The sequence below is a fragment of the Granulicella sp. L46 genome (genome assembly GCF_009765785.1).
In the GTDB taxonomy this organism is placed as follows: Bacteria; Acidobacteriota; Terriglobia; order Terriglobales; family Acidobacteriaceae; genus Granulicella.
In genome coordinates this window covers 48,760-70,055 of sequence record NZ_LMUT01000016.1, presented here as the reverse complement: position 1 = coordinate 70,055, position 21,296 = coordinate 48,760, and the positions used below count along the sequence as shown (strand labels likewise).

Genomic DNA, 21,296 nt, shown 5'->3' with positions numbered 1-21,296 from the left:
GAATTTTTTCAAGGCCACCAAAACCCGCCGCAGCCGCAGGGAGCTCCATCTTCATCCTTCACAATGCAGTGCCCGGCCTCTCCCCCCATACCAGTCGAGCCATGCCAGATTCGGCCATTCAGGATAAGTCCATTGCCGACCCCGGTCCCTAAGGTCAGGATGCCCAAGGAGTCCACCTTTCGCTCGCGCCCAGCACCCAATCGAGCCTCTGCCAGAGCCGCGGCGTTGCCGTCGCTCTCGATGCTGACCGAGTGTGCAAGGCATGTCTCCACCGCGTTGCGAAGGTCGAAACCATCCCAGCCATGCAGATTCGGCGGATTACGCAGGATCCCTTCTGGAAGCTCCAGCGGCCCCGGCGTTCCGATGCCAACGCCTGCCAGTCCCCGGCCGTCATAGCCTTTCTTTTTCAGGCTGACCACCGCCTCGCAGAGGTCACGAACCACACGCTCTCGTCCCTCCACCAGCCGCGTGGGAAGAGAGATCGTGTCCATCAACCCAAGCGCTTCCGAGTATGAGGCAATGCGGAGATTCGTCGCTCCGAGATCGACGCCTATCGAGTATGTCTGAGTCATAGCCCTTTCCGTTAGATTCGCTCGACGTTGCGCCTGAAATGAGACAACATCGCTTCACAAATTAGACCCGCCTACTACGGTTAATAACAGGCAATGCAGTCAAAGGTTACCCTCGATCATCTTGGAGTCATAGAAGGCGGAATTGCGTCCACCGCACTTCCCCACTGCTTGTTCGGCAAAGGCCCCATCGTCAGTGACAGCGTTCCGCCGTCGACCATATCGGAGTGACTGAACCACGGCTTATTCCATGGTTTGCCATTGAGCGTTGCCGACTGGATATAGATATTCTTCGCGGAGTTGTTGTGCGCCACGATCGTGAAGTCATGCCCGTTGCCCAGGTGGATTGTCGCCTTATCAAAGATCGGGCTGCCAAGGATGTAGTCCGGACTGGACGGATCAACTGGATAAAATCCCAACGCACTCATCACATACCACGACGACGTCGACCCCTGGTCGTCCATGCCCGGGAATGCGAGTCCATACCGATCACTCCCGTACATCAGCGCAAGAATCTTGCGCGTCAACTCCTCGGTCTTCCACGGCTGGCCGCCCCAGTCATAGAAATACGCAGCCTGCTGGTCAGGCTGATTGCCCTGGACATACTGCCCGATCACGCCCGTGCAATCCCGGCAGATTCCTTTTGCGGTGTACGGGGTGCTGAAGAACTCATCCAGCTTGGCCGTAAACTTCTCGCGTCCGCCCAGTAGATCGATCAATCCCTGCACATCATGCGGCACAAGCCACAGCGTCGACCACCCGGACGCTTCTTTCATCATGAAATTGTAGTAAGGCTCTCGAGGATCGAATGGAGAGATCCATTGCCCATCCTCCGTCTTCCCTCGCATGAAGTGCGTACTCGGATCAAAGACGTTCCTGTAGTTATGAGCACGCTTGAGGAATAGGTTGTAGTCATCCTCTTTGCCCAGCTTCTTCGCATAGAGCGCGAGCGCGTAATCGTCCCAGCTATATTCGAGCGTCGTCGCAACACCGGCATTTCCGCCTGCATACGGCGGGCTCGGATTACCCTGCGGAATCACATCCGGAATCCAACCCCTCTGCACATACTCCGCGAGATGTCCTCTGGGACCATTGGGATCCGTCGCATTCTTGCGCAGATAGTCATATACCCCAGCCCAATCGAACTTCAGACCGCGCTCCCAGTCCCCCAGGTACATCAGCGAGGCATTATCGCCGTGAAACGACGTCTCCATGTACCCGGACTCGCGAGCTGCATCCAGCTCCGACTGCAGAATATTGACCTTCACATCCGGCTCGAGCAACGTCAGCAACACAATTTGGTTTCGCCCCGTATCCCATAGCGGAACGGGACCGTAGCGGTCATAAGCCGCCTGCTGAACTACCCCATTGCGATCGGTGAACTGCTCGCCCTTCCTTGCCCGTAGCTGCGGACTATAGAAGGAATGGTACAGACACGAATAGAACAGCATCTTCTGCTCTCGCGTGCCACCCTGCACCTCTATCTTGTCCAGCTTTTTCGCCCACGCCTGTTCTGCCTGTTGCCGGACTGCATCGAAGTTCCATCCAGGTTCCTCAGCCTTCAGCCTCTCCTCGGCCATCGCGTAGCTGGCCCCGGAAGCAACCTTCACCAGAACCTGCTCTCTCGATGTCGTCGTAAACCGCAGATACGCGCCTGCGAAATGTCCTGAGATCGTTCGTGCATCCGGGTCGACCTCATCGTCTCCCAGTAGCGAATATCCTGGATGCTCCGCGGGATGCTGCTTGAACGCTCCGAAGCCCGTGAACGGCCGAGAGAACTCTGCCACGAAATAGCTACGGCCATCACGCGATATCCCGCGAACCGTGTGATCGTCGACAACTTCGATATCTCCGCCGCCGCGGCCAAGATCCACAAGAATGTGCGCCTTCTCTGCCTGCGGAAACGTGAACCTGAATATCCCCGCCCATGTGGTTGCGGTCATCTCTGCAAGCGTCTGATAGTCATCCAGGTAAACGCTGTAATATCCCGGAGAAGCCTTCTCGCGCGCCTTGTCATACACCGAAGCGCTGCGTTCAGGAGGAACCGTCCAGTCGCCGACCACCGGCATCACCGTCGGACTCCCATCCGCGCCACTCGTAAATCCGTAGATCATGCGATTGGGATAGAAGTAAGGCGCTCGCACCCCCGCCGGATAGTTCACGTCCAGATTGGCATTGATCGGCCCGAGTTCCGTGGAGCTGTGCGGCAGCATCGCGGATGGAGACGTAAATCCCGAGTACAACTGCTCCCCGGGCGGTGGTGCGTTGCCGATCAGCTTCTGCTGATCAAGCGGCGCCGTACCAACCAACCCGTTTGCATAATCAACCGGCCGTTCGCCGTGAGACATAGCCTTTTGTGCTCGCACGGCTGGAGGCAGGAAGCCTCCGCAGACGAAGAGAAGACCTACGCATCGAATGGAACTCCGAGTAGCAATCATGCATGTCCCCTTGGCACTTCTAATTCACCTAGCAATCGTTCAGGTTGCAACGGAAGTGCGAACCTCTCTCAGAGCGCGTCCCTATCCATCCAGGGACACACTCCAAGGGCTGCCGAACTTCAACGTCGTTTCTGCATCCGGTCTACTTAGCCGGCGGCACCAGCGTAATGGCGAAGACCGCCACATTCCGGTTCTCCGGTAATGTGACATTGCGAACCTGTTTGGTTGGATCGAGAGGAAAGGAATAGGCAAAAAGATGGAACGGATTTGAGTCCTGCAATCCATCCCCCGCCAGACGATACGGAACACGTACGGCCAACGTTTCTCCACGGACGTGACCCACTCCCGACCAGTCGCTGAGCGTCTGCGTGAAGGACGCTGAGGTTCCGTCGCTATAGTTCACCGTAAAGATCTGGTGGTCCTGGTTCCCTTCCACCGCTGTCGCAAGAATCCTGATGCCTGCGAAATTTCCCGCTGGAAGATCAACCGCCTTACTGGTGACTGCATCAGCCACATTCGGTGGCCCCAGCCTGAACACCACCTCGTCGCCCACCTGTTCCTGTCCAAGCGTCTCTTCGGAGAAAGCGAAACCACTGGCATCGAGAGCCGCCGACGTTTCAAACTTGGAACCGTCCTTGTAGATGCCAAACAGGTTGTACGCAGACGACAAATTCACCGGCACCGTTCCCGTCAGTACCGGAGTGATGGACAAAGCTTGCGTGACGCTGTGCGAAATCTCACCTGCCTCTCCGGAAACCGTAAGCGTCGCGGTCGCGGGAGGGGCCGACTTCGCCGCAGTCAGGGTCAAGGTGCTGGTCCCCGCTGCGACCGCCGGATTAAAGCTCGCGCTGACACCCTCGGGAAGTCCCGAAACGGTCAGCTTCACCTTGCCATCGAAGCTGCCTCTCGGCATCACCAGGACCCGACTCGTGCTCGTCATCCCTTGCGAAATCGAAGCTGTCGATGCTGCCGAAATCGAGAAGTCAGACGATCCCGCGTGCGGAGATGGAAGCACATCGTAGAGCGGCTGCACCGGCTTTGTCTCCGGATTTTCATCAGCAACCGAGATAGCCAACACACGAACGTTCGCATTCTTCGGCAGCGTCAGCGTTTTCGCTCCTTCCGGCAGATCGATCCCATACCCAAACAGATACGAATAGCTGTAGGCAACATTCTTACCCGCCGCATCATGATGATGAGACGCATACCAGACCAGGTCCGCCCGCTTGATGAAGCCCGGCTTCAACGCGACCATCTCGCCGTAGTTATCATTCTCGCCGCTCGCGCTCCACTGGCGATCGTCCCACTGGCCAATGAATCCGCCCCAGTCCTGGACGTTTAGCTCCGTCGTCTTTCCGCCCGCTTCGAACGCCGCCTTCTGATCTCCATTGGCAGCCGCCGCCAGCACATACACCCGGTCATAGTGACCCGACGGCAGCTCGATCTTCTGTCCCTTCGCAACCACTGCGTTCAGCGATCCAGTCTTCGCCGGTGCCAGGTGAAACACGACCCCGTTGAACGTAATCTGCTCAGGCAGCATCTCCGACGGCAGCGCATCACCTTTGCCGTCAAAACCAACCTTCGAGGGATCTCCGTCATTGCTCGCGGTCGCCAAATCATAGTGCAGCGTCACCGGCGCCGACTGTACATCCGAAACCGTCGCACTCGGAGCTGCCAGCTTAATCGCAAACGTCCTCGGCTGGTACGCCCCAAACGAAGTCACCAGCGCGCCGTCGACGATATTCGCATCGCGCAGAGGCTGCTCCTGCCCCTTCACCTCGCGTGCACTTGTAACCGGCGCAGCAAAAGAGACGCGCACATCAGCTTGCGGCTTGCCGTCCAGCTCGACCAGTCGCACCATATACTCGTCGCTAGCCTCCGCCTTCTTCAGCGCCATGATCCTGATACGTGGATTGCTTACCTTCACCAGCGAAAACGTCTTGCCAAATGGGCCTGCGTGCGCGGACGACTCAAAGGCAATCAGAGGATCGTTCAACCGTTCTGCCTGCCAGTCCGTCTCCGCCTTGCGCCAGCCGTCAACATGTCCGGTAATCCCATACGTGAATTCATGATGCCCAATGTCCTGCGTGCCTTGGTCGGCATAACCTCCTGCAGTCCCGGGCGTGCGGATCAACGTCAGCCGAATCGTATGGTCGTTTGGCTTGTCAGAACCATTCTTGCTATCGGTCAGGACCGTCGCTCCGAACTTCCCGCTCATATCCGTCAAATCGATCCACTGATGCGACGGCACCTCAAACTTCTTCGGCTGCGCTGTAGGCCGCTGAATGGTGCCAATGTCCCAGTTGTATGTCGCCATCTCGTTCGAAGCGGTAAGTGGGAAAGTAGCCTTCAGATTTGTCTCACGCGTATTCCAATCAATGACATTTCCAAACTCAACACGCTTCCCTGCATCGCCCGCTGACAGCCGAACGGTCTGCACAAACCGCGACCCCGCTGTCTCGCGAGTCACCTCGATGGCGACGCGCACCGGCCCGTCTTCCACTACGCGAACCTTCGCAGGCCCCGACACGTACTCCTTCGGCTTAGCCTGCTCTTGAACCCAATCCATATTCCACGCCGGCCATTGTGCAGAATTGTCATACGAGAGGGCCAGACGCGCTGGCGCCGCAAGCAGCTCACGATTCGCCTGCTTGTCGAAGATGCTCGCAACGTCACCATCCGCGTTCAACGTAACCTTGTAGTACGCATTCTCTAGCTCATTGTTGCTGACGTGCAAATCCGAGGAGCTCGCCTCGGCGGCGCCTGGCAACACGTGATACACCGCGTAGCCAACCGAAGGCACGCTCGCCTCAAACACCACTTTGCCATCGGAGATCTGCGCTGCCACGGAACGACCATCTGGCACAACCACGTGAACAGCCTTAGGCATTCCGCCCGGGAAATCAATTTTGGCCTCCACCACATCTTCCCTTGCGATGTTGAGCGGGTTGAAGATCACCACCGCCACTCCCTCACCCTCGGTGTCCATTCCCGCGGAGACAGCCTCCGTCCCGCTCTTGAGCACATCGGCGAACTGGTTCATCGCGATGACATCATCATTCCAGGCGAACTCATACGCTCGAGGAGTCGCCGTGCCTGCAGCGAGATCATGGAAGTGGGCTCCCATTGCCAACGTCCACGCGTCATTGAGCCGCAGCATCGGATAGCTCCGCCCGCCCAGCCATGCCGCCGCAACCGACGACTTCTCCGCCGCATCCCCAAGCAACTCTTCCTTCCGAATCCAACGCTTCTGATACGCCTGCGACGTAAGCGAGCCCGTCGAATGATTCGTCAGCTCCATCTCACCGGTATACCGAGGCAGCTCAGCCTCCTCCGCCGGTGTGATGTCCTTAAACATCTGGTCAGCAGTCGCGGAGATCACATGCACCGGCCCCTCGCCCACCTGCGTCGCAGGCCATGCTGGATGGTCGTGGCCCCGCATGAAAAACCCATTCTGCGGCGGTAGATCGACCGTGCCCTTGGTCACGATCGCCTCCAGACGCTTCACCGACTCTTCATCCGGCGCTCCACCGATATCGCCTGTACCGAAGTAGTGGTAGTCCGTAAACACTCCGGTGACCTTGCCGTTGTTCAACACGCGCGCAGCCCAGTCGCCCTGAAACCGCCGTTCCGCGTTCTCCTGCTGTCCTGCCTCAATTCCAGCCAGTTCCGTGCGCAGCGCAAAGAACTCCTGAAGATCCTTCGGATCGGGCGCATGATTCTTCTCGGAAGCCTGCAGTCTCTGCTGCACCCCGGCCAGCTTCTTCTGCACATCGTCTAATGCAGGATTCGGCGGCAGCGCCGGCAATGGAGTGCTCAGATCCGTTGAGATTCCACCGCTATAGGCCCCTGGATTCAGGCCCGCCAGAACGCTCTCTCCATCCGGCCCAACCCACACCCCCACGTTGAACGGCGTCCCCTCCGGAGTCCTCTCCAGAGACTCCGGTCCACCCGCGTTCGCCGACGAGCCCCACGTCAGCTTCTGCGTCGAAAACCCCTCCACCCCGGAGTGCGCCAGGATCGTTGGCAGCGAAGCCGGAAATCCAAAACAATCCGGCAGCATAAACTCCGCACTACTTTTGCCGAATTCTTTCTGAAACCACTCGTTGCCATAGAGGATTTGCCGGATGATCGCCTCCGCGCTCGGCGCATTCACGTCGCCCTCTTCCATCGACGAACCCGCCGGGAACCAGCGCCCAGCCGCGACCTCTCGCTGCACTCTCGCGAAGTCCGCCGGGTAATACTCCTTCATCAGTCGATAGCGATTCGCTCCACTGAAGTTAAATATGTAGTGCGGATACTTGTCGAACAGCTTGAAGTTATCCTCCATCGTTCTGCGGAGGTATTCATCGATGACCTGCGGATACTCCCACCTCCATTCCGTATCAAGATGCGCGTATCCCACGACGTAGAGAGTCGGTTCTTTGGTGAGGTCCGGCTTCTGAGGCGTCTGTGCCGCAGACAGCGTGATCAAACTTACGGAAGCCAGCAGGCCCGAAACGAAACGCGTGCGCAAGAGTTGCATTCAATCTCCAGGTTCATCTTCTAAGTACAAAACTTAATTAAGTCAGACCACGCGGCACCAGTGGCGCACGTGGCCTGTCCAGACACAATTATTAGAACGTTATCTTGCCTTGGATCTGCAACACCCTTGGCGTGTTCTGCTGGTTGGGGCCCACTGTTCCGAAGCCGCTCCAGTGAGAGGCTGCAGTGTACGACGCAGCTCCATCTCCAGGGTTCGTGTCAGGACCGCCAAACAACACCGAGTTGGTTACATTGAATGCGTCCAGCCGCAACGTAAAGTTCAAACGATTCCAGATCGGCACAGTCTTTTCCAGCGAAAGATCCAGGTCAGGAATTGTGGGGTTGCGTACCTGCTCCGTTCTGCCCGTAAGGTTCATCAGGCCGTAGGGCGGGATGCCCTGCCAGCACGAACTCGGATCGTTCGCGGTTGAGAACCAGTGCCCCAGCGTCGATCCTCCTGTCGGTCGATAGCTATGGTTGCATGTGTAATACCAGCCAGTATTGACACCAACCGGCGTTCCACTCTCGGCGGTGAATACACCACCAAGAACCCAGCCGCCGATCAGCGCATCCACAATCTGCGAGGGATGTGTCCACACCATGCCGCCTCGCCCGAACGGCAAATTGTAGACAGAGGTTATCGCCAGGACATGCGTCCGGTCATTATCGGCAAGTTGGTGAATGCGTACTAAGTCCTGATAAGGCCAGCCGTTCAGATATCCGTCTTCATTGATCGTCTTCGAATACGTGTAAGAAATTTGGAAGCTCAGGCCACGCCCTCCTCCTCCGCTCACGCGTTTACTGAGCTTCACCTCCAGAGCGTTGTAGAAGTTGCCTCCAATCGGGGCGTTGTACTCTCCCACCAGGCCCGTTCCGCCCGGACTGCAATACTGCGGCAGGATCGTGCGCAGGTCAATTGCAGGAATCGTTGTGGATGTGCCGCACTGTCCCGGCCCCGAGATGCCCGGAACGCCATAAAACGGGTTTGGTACCTGCTGGTTGAAGTAGTTCGGATTGGCGACGGCCTCCTGCTGCTGCGCTAGGCTGGCCGTTCCATTCGTCCACAAAAAGGTGCGCAGACGATTTGTGAAATTTCCGGCATATCTGGCATCGAGAACCAGGCCAGGCGCCAACTCGCGCTGGAATCCCAGAGACAGAATCTGCTCGATGGGAATCTTGCGTTGTGGGAAGTCTACCTGCACGCCGCCGTTACCAAGATCAGTCTCCAGCCCCAGGCTATTTCCAGTGGGGGCAAGCAGGCCACTGGCAAAAGGGCTCCCGCTATTGAAGTTGTTGGTTGGTGTGTTGCCCCCGTTGAGCGATGCCGTATAGTTCGTGGTCTGGGTCTCACCTACACTGGAGCCGCCCTCCAGACCGTAGGAGTACATAATCCCATAACCACCACGGATCACGGTCTTTGCGTCGATCTGATAGGCGAAGCTGAAGCGTGGACCTACATCGGACCAATCGGTGTCATAGGCATCGCGCGACTGCCCGTCCACACCCGGGAATTGAATTCCGCCCATGACCGTCGAGAGCGAAGATGTGTCGATGCCGGCTGCGACCCATGCAGCGTTATTCGCTGCATTCGCCACATTCGCCTGGTAGGCCGCCTGGTTTCCGATCGGATTGATACAGGTCAGGCAGATGCCGCGGTTGAGGTTGTTGTGCCGCTCCCGCAGCCCTCGCTGCACGTCATAGCGGATGCCCAGGTTCAGCGTCATGCGCCGTGAAACGCGCCAGTTATCTTGGAAGTAACCTGCATACACCGGATACCCTTCCATGATCGATCCGATCCAGTCGATGCCGCCGTTGTCCGGGTAGCCGAGGTAGAACGAAGCGAGCGCGGATCCATTCTGGTTGTTCGGCAAGGTGTTGCAACTCGAATTGGGCGCGCCGGTGGGGCTGTAGCAGTTTGCGTTTTGCGGATCGTATTGTGTGAAACCGGAATTGAAGCCGAAGCGGCCATTCGCGTTGCCGCCGCCGTCAGGAAAACCACCAAATTGGAACTCATCGATCTCTCCACCGAACTCCATCGTATGAGACCCATGTGTCTTCGTGAAGTCCACGTTGAGCGTGTAGTTATTCACGACGCTCGGGTTGAAGGTGTTGCCAAAGAAATTGTTGGTGCCATTTGGATTATGACCTGTAAATCCGGTGCTCCATCCATCCACCACGTTGAACTCCGGAAGATACTTTGCACTGGTAGAACCGGGCAAAGGCATGTCGAGACCAATCGTCGAAGGATCCGTCTGCTGTGCCAGGTTGCCATCCGGTGAAGTCGCATAGAAGCGGGTGAAGGAAACCTTGAAGTCACCGGTCAACGTCGGTGAAAATACGTGTGTCACATCCTGCGTTGCCACATAAGTCTGGTGTATCGCGTTAATGGTGCCATTCTCGGCAAGCCCTGGCAGACCGTTACTGTTGTGAAAGTTGGCACCGTTGGAGTAGATGAAGTAGCTGTACAGCTTCGTCCGATCAGTAAAGTTGTAGTCCACCCGAACCTGTGGCTGGTTGTAGTGCAGCAATCCCGGATTCTGAGCGAAATAGTTATTTCCGCTGACCAGGTTCTGTGCGTTCGCCACGTTCGGCAACGGGAGGAACTTCAACACGGCCAACGCCGTCGGGTTGATCAATGATGCCGGAAGCGTGTCATTCGGAAAAAGTGTCTGGGCGATACGGTTGCTGTTGCAGGACTCCACGGGACCGCCATCTAAGCAAACACCCGATCCCGGCTCGTAGACCGGAAGACCGTTGGGAAAGTCAGTGGGATCCATCGCCTGCGCCAGACCAAAATCTACGCCCGCATTGCCGTTATACCCCGGACGCAAAAATGCAGGGGCGACATTTTCGAACAATGAGGATGCGAGCGACTGATGAAATCCTTCAAATCCGAAGAAAACGAACAGCCTGTTCTTGATGATCGGACCGCCCGCCGTTATCCAGTACTGATTCTGCACCTGGCCATTTCGTGGGCTCCCGTTGAGGTTGTTCTGGTAAGAATTCGCATTCAGGGTCGTGCCTTCAAAGGCATACCGCGCCGTTGCATGGTACTGGTTGGTGCCGCTCTTGCTCACCGAATTCACCGTTCCACCGCTGGTGCGGCCGTAGCGCGCATCGTAGGTGGTCGTCATAACGTTTAACTCCTGGATGCTGTCCATGTTCGGAGAGATCGTCCATTCCCCCGCACCTTGGTTGTCGTACGTGTACTGGCTCGTGATGTTCGAGCCATTCAGTGTGAACTGGTTATTGCCCACAATCCCGCCACCGATGGTGTACGAGTTCTGCGCGTTGTAACCATTCAACTGGGTGTTGGCGGCGTATGTCGGTTGACTGCCTGGCGTCGTGCCAATCAGCGAGTAGATTTGGCCGCCGTTCAACGGAACATTCTCAATCTCGCGCGATCCGATCGTGTTGTTGCCCGAGGCGTCCTCGGTTTCAAGTTGGGGCGGAGCTGAGCTCACCACCACCTGATCGGTGACCGAGCCCACCTGCAGTGAGAAGTTCTGATTGAACACCTGGGAGGCGAGCATTAGAACCTTTTCCTGCACAGCCGTCTTGAAATTCCCAGACGTTACCGTAACGGTATACGTTCCCGGCAGCACGTACGGGATGTAGTAATCGCCTCTGGGCGTAGTGGTCGCGGTGTAAGTCGTCTTCGTATCGGTGTTCACAGCTGCGACCTTCGCGCCCTTGATCACCGCGCCGGACGGGTCCGTCACCTGGCCAGTAAGGGTAGCGCGGAACTCCTGCGCGTTGCCGTGAAGCACTCCGAAAATAATCGCGAGTGCGAAGAATCCCTTTACCCAATATTTAGTGATGCAGCCCATGCTCTAGCCCTCCAAAAGTGTCTTTCGGTCATAGCTACGGCCTTCTGCATGACGTGCATTCTCCGCGCATCGATGCTCATGGTAGCGTTTCCATGGCCAATGGTAGCGTTTCCATGAATGACGAAGATTTTTATCCCAACGATCAACCACTGTCAAGAACTTTTTGGAGAGAAAATTTTCCTATGTCCGCTAGGAACACAACGGGCAATTCTGGAGGGCCGGAGCTACCTCACGAACAGAAGTAAAAACAGCGTCGACGCTGCAAAGATCAGTTCCCCTTCGAAGAGCAGCCGCAGGAGCTTCGCCGGATCAGGCGAGTCTTGAGTTGAACCTGCTGCGGTGAGTTGGTGAGAGCAGATCCGCCAGATGCAGGTGAACTGAGTAGTCTCTCAAAAAGAAGCTGGGCGGCAACGTGCCCAAGCTCATAAATTGGCTGCTGTACTACCGTGATGGCTGGACGTACTGTGCCCGCGAGTTGAAAATCGTCATACCCCACCAGCGCGACGGTCTTCGGGATGGAAATGCCTAATTTTTGCAGTGCCTCGAACGTATCGATTGTGGTCCTATTCTTCAGCGTAAAGATGGCGTCCGGCGGATTCGGACTATGGAACATTTTTTTAATAACGTGCTCAGCCGACTCATAGTCATGGATTGATGTCTCTAGAACGGGCTCCAGCCCAGCCGATTCAATTGCGTCGCAGTAGCCGCGAACCCGCTCTCGGATGGTGTAGAGATTTATCTCACCGGTCAAACACACGATGCGCTTGTATCCGTGTTTGATCAGGTGTCGTGTCGCATGCTGCGCGCCATCGAAGTTATTCGCAACGACAGAGGGAACGAGTGCACCCGCTACAGGACGATCCAAAGCTACGATCGGAACCGGAAGCCGGAGGAGAAGACTGCGCAGAGCCTCACTTTCTGAATCGGCAGGCGCAATCACAAACCCATCCACGCGATGCTGCGTAAGAATATTCACAGCATCCCGTTCAGTAGCTGAATCATTCTGCGTCGTCAGCACGATCACCAGGAAGTCATTGCTGCGCGCAATTGCCTGTAAGACTTCCGCGCAATTCGAGAAGAAAGGATCGGCGATGCTGGGTATGACAAAACCGATGGTGCGCGTGCGATGCCCCTTCAGAACGCGTGCGGCCTGGTTCGGCATATATCCAAGCGCCTGGATGGCTTGCTGTACCCTGGCCATGGTCTTGGGTTCGACACGCTCCACGCCATTGATCACACGAGAAACCGTCGTCGTGCCGACGCCAGCTTTCTTGGCCACTTCGCTGAGAGTCGGATGTTTACTTTTCTTCGTCATTGGTCATCTCTTCTTTGCCATTTGCTCGCCACCGCGCAATCTCAGGAAGGCGAACCTCGATCCTGTCTCCGCATGAGCGCAATCTTAACAAGCCTATATTCCACGGGTACATGATTTGACGGATTGTTTTAGTGCCGGTTATAAGATTAGGGTTCAGCTTGTTTTTGTTTCAGTCAAGTTTTGGAGCCCATTCGTGTCCAGGCACTCTACCGGAAGGTGCCCTTGAGGCTCTCGACCTAGTCGTGTCAACTTCCTTCTGGAAGTCTGCCAACAATAAAGCCACAATCTCACCGTCATAGAAGCGACCTCGCTCATCCGTGTGCTTGTGATCATACTGGCCGTCGAACTACCTGCAATGTCATCTTTTGAGCAAGATCGTCATTATCCGGCTCTGGAACGGAATGAGCTTTCCCAAAACACCGGACATTTGAGCCCGCCGGCGTTTCCGGCAACTAAAATACCGAGGTTGCCGAAAACGCGACATTTCAGGCGCTTCGCGGATTGCTTCAAAGTCGACTGTTATCCAGTGAAGACTTGCAGACTAGACATCATGGGGTTTGCTCCCTCGTTTGCCATCGAGTGTCGGGCGTGGGCTGTTGTCACAGGCAGGACTTGACCCTGGATCATGCCAGCGAGGCGGCAAACGCGAGTGAAGTGAGTTCGGGTGGCCAGGATAAGATCAAAGTACAGATCCAACAATTTGCGATTCCATTCCGCGTTGCCAGCCACAGACCCTCGGTCGTGAGGCAGCGCGGCTATTTCGCTTATCTTCGCCTGCAAACCTGAAGGCAAAGAGCCGATGTCAAAGCGTGTTTGCACTTGGCCAATCTCCATTAGTGCAAAACTCATTCGATCCATTGGGGACGCGTCAGCCTCCATTGTTCGGGCGATAATGTCTGCGACGCGATCAATCGCGATGCAAACTGCGCGCTGATCCGTTCTAAGCATAGGACCTCCTTCATTCGTGCGAAATCGCTCACCATCCAGCAATGAACGCACTACAAGCGGCAGTGACACAAGACCGCGCCGCTGTGCCCGCCGTTGACAAGACGGCTTCCGGATTGAGTACAGGCACCGATACTCGGAACCAGCTGTACGCCCGTGCGTATGCTGTGGCTTCCATCTGATGTCACAGCGAGGTTCCCTAATTCTTCGCCTGTTGCGTGCAGCCAAGCGCCTTCAGTACCATATGCAACGTGAAAGGGAGATCCCTCACCTACCGCCACGGTCATTGTCGGCAATTCCGCCAGGGAAGCAACCGCGGATGGGTCTGCCCCGACAGCACTAGCGGCGTAAAAGCCTGAGACACCTTGTGATGTGCCAATCCAACCAGCTTGTTGGCCTGCATAATGCGACTTTTTCGGGAGTTTAGGCTACCAAGTCGCAAGATTCTTCTGGAGCGTCTCTACAAGCCAGTTCTGTCCAACGTATCCAGTGGAACCGAATCTGATGCCGGGCGAGCGAGGTACTCCGAATAGCTACCTTTCAAGCCTCGCAGCTTAGCAATGGGTGTCAGCACTAGAAAGAGAATCTGTTGAACCAATCTCGGTCCCATGTCATAGCGGACGACATCGTCAAACTCCCTTGCCATGAGTGCGATTTGAAGCATGCCTGGCTTGCCTGTCTTGTCGGTCTTGCCATCCTGAGCAAGAGAGAAACCGTTCTTGATCAACATGGCGAACCGGCCCGCTGGCTGCACATCCATCCGAACGAGCGCATCGGTTGAACCCGAGTTCCAGAAGCTGTGCAGGGTGCCTTGAGGAATGTCAACTGTCTGTCCAAGTTGTGCTACATGCTTTTCGTCATTGAGTGTAAACGTCACTTCGCCGTGGATTACGTTGAACCGTTCGTGAAGGGACGGATGGTAATGACGTCCTACCATGCCTCCTCCCGGACGAAGGTACGCGTCGACCACAAGACGCTTCCCGCCAGTTTCGTCCGTTCCCAAGACAACGACCGCTCGTTCCCCACTGGATGGATTGACATAGACCTCACCTGCTCGCATGCTTCAACCCTCACTTTCGACGGAACGTTTCACTTTGGATATTCGATGCGCTTGTTCCGGCTGAACGATAAGACTTAGAGCAAATTGTTCAGACGGTACGTCGAGGCACGGCGTTTCGCAAATGGCGGTTCGAACTTGCCGATAACCGGACCTTCGGGGAATGACGAGGCCTTGGACACTTCAATTACATGCCAGAATGGGATCGCGACGCAGCTGCATAAGGATGTCCGCTGATCATTGCTGCGGCACGGTACCGCACCAAAGGCGCAGTCCCTAGCTGACTCTTGAGATGATTCGCCTTAGCCCATGAGGATAGTCTATGTTTTTATCGGGCAGCCGATGATTGCACCGATGAGATCGGAGACTTGAGATGAGATGGTTGGTAGCAAGCTTGTTACTCGCTTCATCATGCTTTTGTTCCGTTGCCGAGATGAAGTCTGCGCTGTTCGGAAGAGTTCTGGATGCTGAGGGCAAACCAATTGCGCACGCAACAGTCATGGTTTATCACGCGGGGGTCAAGGTGGGATACAGCACCTATTGTCCAAGCTGCTACCGCGATTGTGGCAAACGGGCGACCACCGACCGGAATGGGGATTTCAATCTAAAAGGCCTTGCCCCTGACCTATGGTTTACATTGCTGGTCGTACAGGAGGGTTATACCCCGGTTATCTCCGCAAAGCTCGATCCTGACAAAACAAGCGAATGGGAAATGAAATTGATACGACGGCCCGCGCCGTCGGCCGACACCAGCGTTGCGCGCGGAAGAGTCACCGATTCTGCCGGAAACTCCGTCCCTGACGTGGTCGTCGAGCCAATCGGTCTCAACGTTGGGGAGCTGAGCACCTACGGAACCGTTCCGGGCCTGGATCCGCTGGCTGTTACAAACGCGAACGGGGAGTTTCAAATTTCGTACCTCGGCAGCAGCTCCGCAATGCTGGTGGAGATTGAGGGGCGTGGCTACGCTCCGCAATTTGTGAAGCTTCCTACGGGGCCGAGCCGCACCGGTGTGGTGGTCTCGGAAGGAGCGACGATTCGCGGTACCCTCACGGCGAACGGCAAGCCTGTCGGCAATGCGGAGGTAGGACTTTTTCCAAAGAATCGCGGGATGTACTTCGGCGACCTGACCATCCGGGGGGATCCTTACAAAGAAGAACGAGTTGGCACCGCAGCAGACGGCTCGTTCTTGATAAGCAACGTACCCCAACCGGTTACTTGGCTGCTCTATGGGAAGATGAGCTCGATGCCTGAGGGGGAGGGTACAGAGCCTGTTGTGATCAAGACATCTGAGAATGGGCAATTTCTCGACCATGTGCGTCTGGCCGCCGAACCCGCACATATCGTTGCAGGAAAAGTAATACTGAGCGACGGTCGCGCAATCGCGGAAGGAATGCGGGTCACTTTAGGTGCGAATAATCTTTGGGATACGCAAACCGTTGGGCTGAGCAGAGATGGGACGTTTCAGATTGGGAATGTGCCCGATGGTGACTACTGCCTTAGACCGTCCATCAGGGGCTACAAGACGAAAGGCGTCGCGAGGAGCAACTGCGACGTACCGGTGAAGGTGACGGGTGGGGCACCCGGGGTCTCGCGATCACCCTCTACCCGAGTTAACCTCGGCCATAAGCGTTCAAGTCGCTGATGGTGTCAGAGAAGGTCATTGCGTAATGCACGAAAAACGGCGTTTCGGGCAACTTGGCCAATCCGGCTGCCGAAAATCCCGAAGTTGCAGGAAACCCGACTTTTCGGGAATCAATTGGGCTTACGAAACTGCTCTCGCTTACGCACCCTACGCACGATGGCGTCCACCGGAGCTGACGCCGTCGTACGTGATCGTCGTCGGTTAGAATTCGTACTTCAGCGAGTACTGGAGCTGACGAGCCGGAGATAGGGTTGAGGTTATTTGACCGAAAGTTGACAGCGTGGAAGCCGTTGATCCCGGGTAATAGTAAGACGCAATGTTGCCCACATTGAAGCCATCGATGCGGAATTGGATGAACTGCTCTTTGTACGTGCGGAACTGCTTGAATAACGAGGCATCGACGACGCGATATCCGGGTGCCCGTTCGGTACCGACACGCGCTGTCCCGAATGAGTTCGGAAGCTCCGCACCGTAGGCACAAACACCGTTCGAGGCGGCAGCACACGGAGTCGCACTTGGGTCGGTACCAAACCAGTGCGCCAGCGAGCGATTCTTGATGATCAGCTTCCTGTACTGGTTAGCACGTGCTCCACCCCCGTTGTTCGAGGCGGAGGCGTTGCTGCTGCCGATGGTGATTGGGAAACCGGAATACAGAACCGCCTCCGCAGACACCTTCCAGCCGCCAATGGCCCAATCGACGAAGCGGTTGACATGGTCACCGTGATCCCGTCCGTGGCCGAACGGGAGAGCATACACACCCACGAAGTTGACAGCGTTACGGGTATCAAAGGCCGCCACACCGTAATCGCCATGCGGATCGTAGATGTTCTGCGGGTAGGTGCCTGGACCGTCGACTCCACCGGTACCGAAGTAGCCGGGGTTATTGGTCATATTCTTCGACCAGGTGTAGTTGAACGTGTATTCCAGGCCGTGCCACTGGCGCTGGCGCAGTTGGACTTGCAGCGCGTTGTAGTTAGAGTAGCCTTCCGCCAACGTCAGGTAGACCTGACCTCCGACGCCGACGAGAGCCTTGAACGGTTGAGTTGCGGTGTTAGTCGGGCCCGGAATCGTTTGCTGGTTGTACGGTTCAGGAACGACGAGATGCTGTGCGACATTCCCGACATATCCAACCTGGAAGGTGAAATGAGATCCCACGAGTGTCTGGAGGGTGAGATTGTACTGCTGAATTAACTCGGGCTTGATGTTGGGGTCCCAGGCCTCGTACTTATTCGAGGCGCCAGGAGTAAGCCCCCCAACGTTGAAACCCTGGCTCACACGGATAGGTGTTCCACCGCTCGCCGCCGAAGGTGCCGTGCTGCTGTACGAATACTGCGGGATGAAGGGAGGGTTCTGAGTGAGACGCTGCGCAGCGCCCATGCCTTCGAAGTCGTCCGTGATGGCGTAGCCGCCACGGATGACCATCTGCGGGTTCATCTGATAGGCAAACGAGACACGCGGCATGAATTGCGTATAGAAGGCGTTATACAGGGCGCGGCTTGCACCGTTCTCGCCGGCAACGAGCAGGCAGGCAGGGCAGGTCTCCGGATGCTTGACGTCAACGTTGACTTCTTTGTTGTTGACTTCATACATCGGCTGGTCATAGCCATAGCGCAGGCCGAGGTTGAGCGTCAGTTTCGGCGTCACCTTCCACTGATCTTCCGCGAAGTACGCCGTACGATATTGGCGTTGACCAACACGTCCTGCCGTACCGGACACGGCCTGGAGCTCGGATGCATCGATGACAAAGTCGGCAAAGCCATAGCCTTTGCCAAAGGTAGGATTCACCGTTAGGTCCTTGGTGAAAATACCGTTGTACGCGAACTGCCCCATATTTGGTTTCCGTGAATCCAGGGTATGGGCTGTCATAGGGATAGCCAACCTTCGTATCGCTGCCTGCCGGGAAGTCACCGAAGGGATCGACAGGAATGCCGCTGAGATTACGGATACGCGAATATCCGGCGCGAAACTCGTTCTGCAGACTCGGGCTGAAGGTATGCACTTCGTTGAGAACGCCGTTCCAGAACGGATAGTCATTCCCACCCGGAAACTCGAAGGCAAGGACGGACACAATGGGCTTATCGTACGAGCCGCCATGCGTGAAGCGCGCCATAACGTTGTCGTGTGATGACACAGCATAGTCAACACGAATGTCGCCCTGGTTGTTCACGGCGGCCGACTTGTTGTATCCACCATAGTTGTTGGTATCCGGCGAGTTGACATTCGTGCTGGGACGGTTGGGCAAAGGATAGAAGTCCGGATGTGCGAAGACATACTGGGCGACTGGGTTGTTGACCGGGATCTGATTATTCACGTACGGCGTCGCCGTTGCCAGACCGTTGGTGGTGTTGTAAAGCTGAATGTATTGTGCAGCAGGAATGGACTGACCAAATTCGTTTGGTGCGCCCAGGAGTTCAGAGAAATCGCCCATGCGCATTCTGCGGGAAGGCAGCGAGATCACCTGGGTTCCGGCCGACGTCTGGCGAAATCCCTCATAATCCATGAAGAAGAACAGTTTGTTCTTAAACACTGGACCGCCAAAGGTGCCGCCGAACAGGTTCTGGTGGAAGACGCCCTTGGCAATTTTGTTGTAGTCGTTGGCCCAGGTGTTCGCAGTACCGTCCTGATTCTCGTAGAACGCGTAGAGGCTACCGTGGAACTTATTGGTTCCCGCCTTGGTCACGGTGAGGATCTCGCCACCGTTTACGTTGCCATATTCCGCGTCGGCGTTACCTGTGATCACTCGCATTTCGCCAATGGCCGCAGGCGCAGGGTTATAGGCGATGGTGTTCTGTAGCGGTTCATTGATGTCCGTACCGTCGAAGATATAGTTGTTGGTCTGCATGCGGTTGCCGTTGAAAGACGGCTGCGTCGAGCTGGCGAAAGACGTATCGCGCTCGGTACCCTGCGTACTGCCCAGCGAACCGTAGGTGGGTAGGACTGCACCGGGGACGAACACCGTTGCCGCGGAGAAGTTCTGTCCAGGAAGGGGCATGTTCTCGAGCGTATTCGAGGTGATCGTGGTTGCAAGCGAGGCGTTTTCTGTTTGAAGGATGGACCCCGAGTCCGCGGCAACATCAATAGTCGTGGTTACTTCTCCCACCTGGAGTTTTACGTCGATCTTTGCGATCTGGTCGATTTCCAGCGAAAACGGACGCTCGGCCGTGGTGTTGAAGCCAGGCTTTTTCACAGAAACAACATAGGTTCCGATGGGAAGGGTCTGGATGTTATAAGCACCGCTGTGGTCCGACACCGTGTTCGTCACGACACCCGTATTAACGTTCCGGGCTGACACCTCGGCCCCGGGTACGGAGGCGCCGGTCTGATCCACCACGCTGCCGCGGATAGAGCCTGTCACGGTCTGCGCCAAGACAACACCACATCCGGAAATCACGAGCAACGCCGGCACGGTGAATTTGAAAGCGAACGCGCGCAACAAGGTAAGCATGATCTTGCCTCCGTAAGTTATTCCTATGCACTACGTTCTGTTGCCACAGGTCGTTCCGTGGCGCTCCCAGCCTGACAGCGTTTCCGCGTCCGTCGGCGCGTTCGGAGGTGATCTTGAACGAACAATCCTTACTGGTCTGATACGAATCAGAACGTTTCAGGATAGAAGCGAAGGTATTTTAATGGTTGAAAACTGTCAAGAATGACCTTGCTCGGGACCGAAGTTGCCGATAACGCGACTTCGCGGGAGCCTCGCCTCCGAGCGGCCCTCTAAGCCGACGTTAGTTTGCAAACAGAACTGCGTCTCGTAGGACAATCGTCAAGGCGAGGTCGCATTGTTCGTGGCAATCGATCACGGCATTTGGGGAGTGCTGGCGAAGCATATTCGACGTCCACGCGGCTCCCGGGAGTTCGGATACCGCCAAAGCTGTCAGTTCGCGATCCACGTCATAAGCAATGCGCCGCACCGTCGGTACCTCGTCATCGAGTACAAAATACGACGCGCGAGGATCGCCGTCGTATGACAGACCCGCGCTTCCGGCGTTTATCAGCGTTTTCGTGCCCGCTGCGAACATGCGTATGAACAGGCAATGACTATGGCCAAATACATCGGTCGGTCTGGCAAGTGAGCCATATACAAGCTCAAGGTCGGTCTCGCTTGCACTCTCCGAAGGTGCTCGCCAGCAGCTCTGAGGAGTAGCGTGGACAAGTGCAAAGGCATCATGACTAAGAACCATAGTCAGATTACTGATCCAAGCCAGCCGATCGTCGCCTAATCTTTGACGCGTCGAGATGGCGATCTCGCGAACCGTGTCCCAGATCGCCGGAGGAGCAGAAGATGCATTGGCGAACTGTTCGAGAGATGAGGGTCGGACCAGCATCTCGTCTGTGTTGCCCATTACGCCGGGCCACCCGAGGTCCCGAATGGTATCGAGGACTTCTACCGGGCTCGATCCTGAGTCAGCCAGATGGCCTCCATGGAAAACCGCATCTGGCGAGATCTGCCGAATATCAGCGAGGACCACCTCAAGGGCAGTAAGATTTCCATGAATATCGGAAAGAATTACGATGAAGCCAACACGACGCTCGTTGCGGCGCTTTTCAGAAGAGAGACCGCATCACTCTTGCGTCCCACCTTCTCCCTATGCAATTTGCCGTCATGATCCCTATAACGAATCCACCAGATACCGCTCCCCGGTAAACGCTCCTATAGCCCTCGTGCAGGCGGGTCCTGCTCTCTTTGCGCCATAACGCTCTCCAGTGATCCATCTGTGACACTTGTATAAACAAAGTGTCACCAGAAGTATCACCTGCCCTAATTTACAAGGATCTAACGGCAACCTTTAAGTCTATAATCCATTGATTCCATGGTGCCCGGAGGGGGACTTGAACCCCCACGACCGGTTAAGGTCTGCGGATTTTAAGTCCGCTGTGTCTGCCGATTTCACCAATAGATTGAATACTTTACTAGCCTTCCCTGTTTATATGTGCACGTTTGTGTGTAAAATTCGGCGCTCCTCCACTTCAATTGC

General features: G+C 56.1%; 11 protein-coding genes and 2 pseudogenes. 4 read left to right on the top strand and 9 right to left on the bottom strand.

Going from position 1 to position 21,296, the window contains the following annotated elements; translation table 11 throughout:
• Positions 1–8: 8 nt before the first annotated feature.
• The 6 genes from GSQ80_RS17450 to GSQ80_RS17425 form a co-directional block, all read right to left on the bottom strand.
• Positions 9–572, bottom strand: a complete 564-nt coding sequence (locus GSQ80_RS17450; protein WP_158788949.1) for an ROK family protein — start codon at positions 570–572, stop codon at positions 9–11.
• A 116-nt stretch (positions 573–688) separates the two neighbouring features.
• Positions 689–3,007: a GH92 family glycosyl hydrolase gene (locus GSQ80_RS17445; protein ID WP_158788948.1), complete on the bottom strand. Its 2,319-nt coding sequence runs from the start codon at positions 3,005–3,007 to the stop codon at positions 689–691.
• Between the two features lie 142 nt (positions 3,008–3,149).
• Positions 3,150–7,532, bottom strand: coding sequence for a glycoside hydrolase family 38 C-terminal domain-containing protein (locus GSQ80_RS17440; RefSeq protein WP_158788947.1), 4,383 nt, complete (start codon positions 7,530–7,532; stop codon positions 3,150–3,152).
• A 91-nt stretch (positions 7,533–7,623) separates the two neighbouring features.
• Positions 7,624–11,361: a carboxypeptidase-like regulatory domain-containing protein gene (locus tag GSQ80_RS17435; RefSeq protein WP_158788946.1), complete on the bottom strand. Its 3,738-nt coding sequence runs from the start codon at positions 11,359–11,361 to the stop codon at positions 7,624–7,626.
• Positions 11,362–11,629: 268 nt separating this feature from the next.
• The gene (locus GSQ80_RS17430; RefSeq protein ID WP_158788945.1) at positions 11,630–12,676 is read right to left on the bottom strand and encodes a LacI family DNA-binding transcriptional regulator; all 1,047 of its coding nucleotides are present in this window, start codon (positions 12,674–12,676) and stop codon (positions 11,630–11,632) included.
• Between the two features lie 1,405 nt (positions 12,677–14,081).
• Positions 14,082–14,558 (bottom strand): cupin domain-containing protein, encoded by a 477-nt coding sequence (locus tag GSQ80_RS17425; RefSeq protein WP_158788944.1) that lies wholly within the window; start codon positions 14,556–14,558, stop codon positions 14,082–14,084.
• Between GSQ80_RS17425 and GSQ80_RS17420 the strand changes: the two genes are divergently transcribed.
• From GSQ80_RS17420 to GSQ80_RS17415, 3 genes and pseudogenes are all read left to right on the top strand, one after another.
• Complete coding sequence (locus tag GSQ80_RS17420; RefSeq protein WP_158788943.1) at positions 14,544–14,759, top strand: hypothetical protein; 216 nt, start codon at positions 14,544–14,546, stop codon at positions 14,757–14,759. The genes GSQ80_RS17425 and GSQ80_RS17420 overlap by 15 nt on opposite strands.
• A 292-nt stretch (positions 14,760–15,051) precedes the next feature.
• A pseudogene (locus GSQ80_RS23980) lies at positions 15,052–15,375 on the top strand (carboxypeptidase-like regulatory domain-containing protein); the annotation flags it as partial.
• 15 nt (positions 15,376–15,390) lie between these two features.
• Complete coding sequence (locus GSQ80_RS17415; protein WP_254059737.1) at positions 15,391–16,320, top strand: carboxypeptidase-like regulatory domain-containing protein; 930 nt, start codon at positions 15,391–15,393, stop codon at positions 16,318–16,320.
• A 201-nt stretch (positions 16,321–16,521) separates the two neighbouring features.
• On the opposite strand, the gene GSQ80_RS23480 is transcribed toward GSQ80_RS17415, so the two are convergent.
• From GSQ80_RS23480 to GSQ80_RS17405, 3 genes and pseudogenes are all read right to left on the bottom strand, one after another.
• On the bottom strand, positions 16,522–18,150 hold the full coding sequence (locus GSQ80_RS23480; protein WP_254059736.1) for a TonB-dependent receptor domain-containing protein: 1,629 nt from the start codon (positions 18,148–18,150) through the stop codon (positions 16,522–16,524).
• 1,330 nt (positions 18,151–19,480) lie between these two features.
• Positions 19,481–19,765, bottom strand: a pseudogene (locus GSQ80_RS23475) (carboxypeptidase-like regulatory domain-containing protein); the annotation flags it as partial.
• A 280-nt stretch (positions 19,766–20,045) separates the two neighbouring features.
• Entirely contained in the window at positions 20,046–20,789 is a 744-nt protein-coding gene (locus GSQ80_RS17405) for a metallophosphoesterase (protein ID WP_254059735.1), read from the bottom strand.
• On the opposite strand from GSQ80_RS17405, the gene GSQ80_RS23470 reads away from it, so the two are divergent.
• Positions 20,733–20,927: a hypothetical protein gene (locus GSQ80_RS23470; RefSeq protein WP_254059774.1), complete on the top strand. Its 195-nt coding sequence runs from the start codon at positions 20,733–20,735 to the stop codon at positions 20,925–20,927. The genes GSQ80_RS17405 and GSQ80_RS23470 overlap by 57 nt on opposite strands.
• Positions 20,928–21,296: the final 369 nt, after the last annotated feature.

Bases quoted from the DNA above. Each gene is read 5' to 3' on its own strand.
- GSQ80_RS17450 (WP_158788949.1), bottom strand. From the start codon at position 572: ATGACTCAGACATACTCGATAGGCGTCGATCTCGGAGCGACGAATCTC.
- GSQ80_RS17445 (WP_158788948.1), bottom strand. From the start codon at position 3,007: ATGATTGCTACTCGGAGTTCCATTCGATGCGTAGGTCTTCTCTTCGTC.
- GSQ80_RS17440 (WP_158788947.1), bottom strand. From the start codon at position 7,532: ATGCAACTCTTGCGCACGCGTTTCGTTTCGGGCCTGCTGGCTTCCGTA.
- GSQ80_RS17435 (WP_158788946.1), bottom strand. From the start codon at position 11,361: ATGGGCTGCATCACTAAATATTGGGTAAAGGGATTCTTCGCACTCGCG.
- GSQ80_RS17430 (WP_158788945.1), bottom strand. From the start codon at position 12,676: ATGACGAAGAAAAGTAAACATCCGACTCTCAGCGAAGTGGCCAAGAAA.
- GSQ80_RS17420 (WP_158788943.1), top strand. From the start codon at position 14,544: ATGACGTCCTACCATGCCTCCTCCCGGACGAAGGTACGCGTCGACCAC.
- GSQ80_RS17425 (WP_158788944.1), bottom strand. From the start codon at position 14,558: ATGGTAGGACGTCATTACCATCCGTCCCTTCACGAACGGTTCAACGTA.
- GSQ80_RS17415 (WP_254059737.1), top strand. From the start codon at position 15,391: ATGAAATTGATACGACGGCCCGCGCCGTCGGCCGACACCAGCGTTGCG.
- GSQ80_RS23480 (WP_254059736.1), bottom strand. From the start codon at position 18,150: ATGGGGCAGTTCGCGTACAACGGTATTTTCACCAAGGACCTAACGGTG.
- GSQ80_RS23470 (WP_254059774.1), top strand. From the start codon at position 20,733: ATGGCCTCCATGGAAAACCGCATCTGGCGAGATCTGCCGAATATCAGC.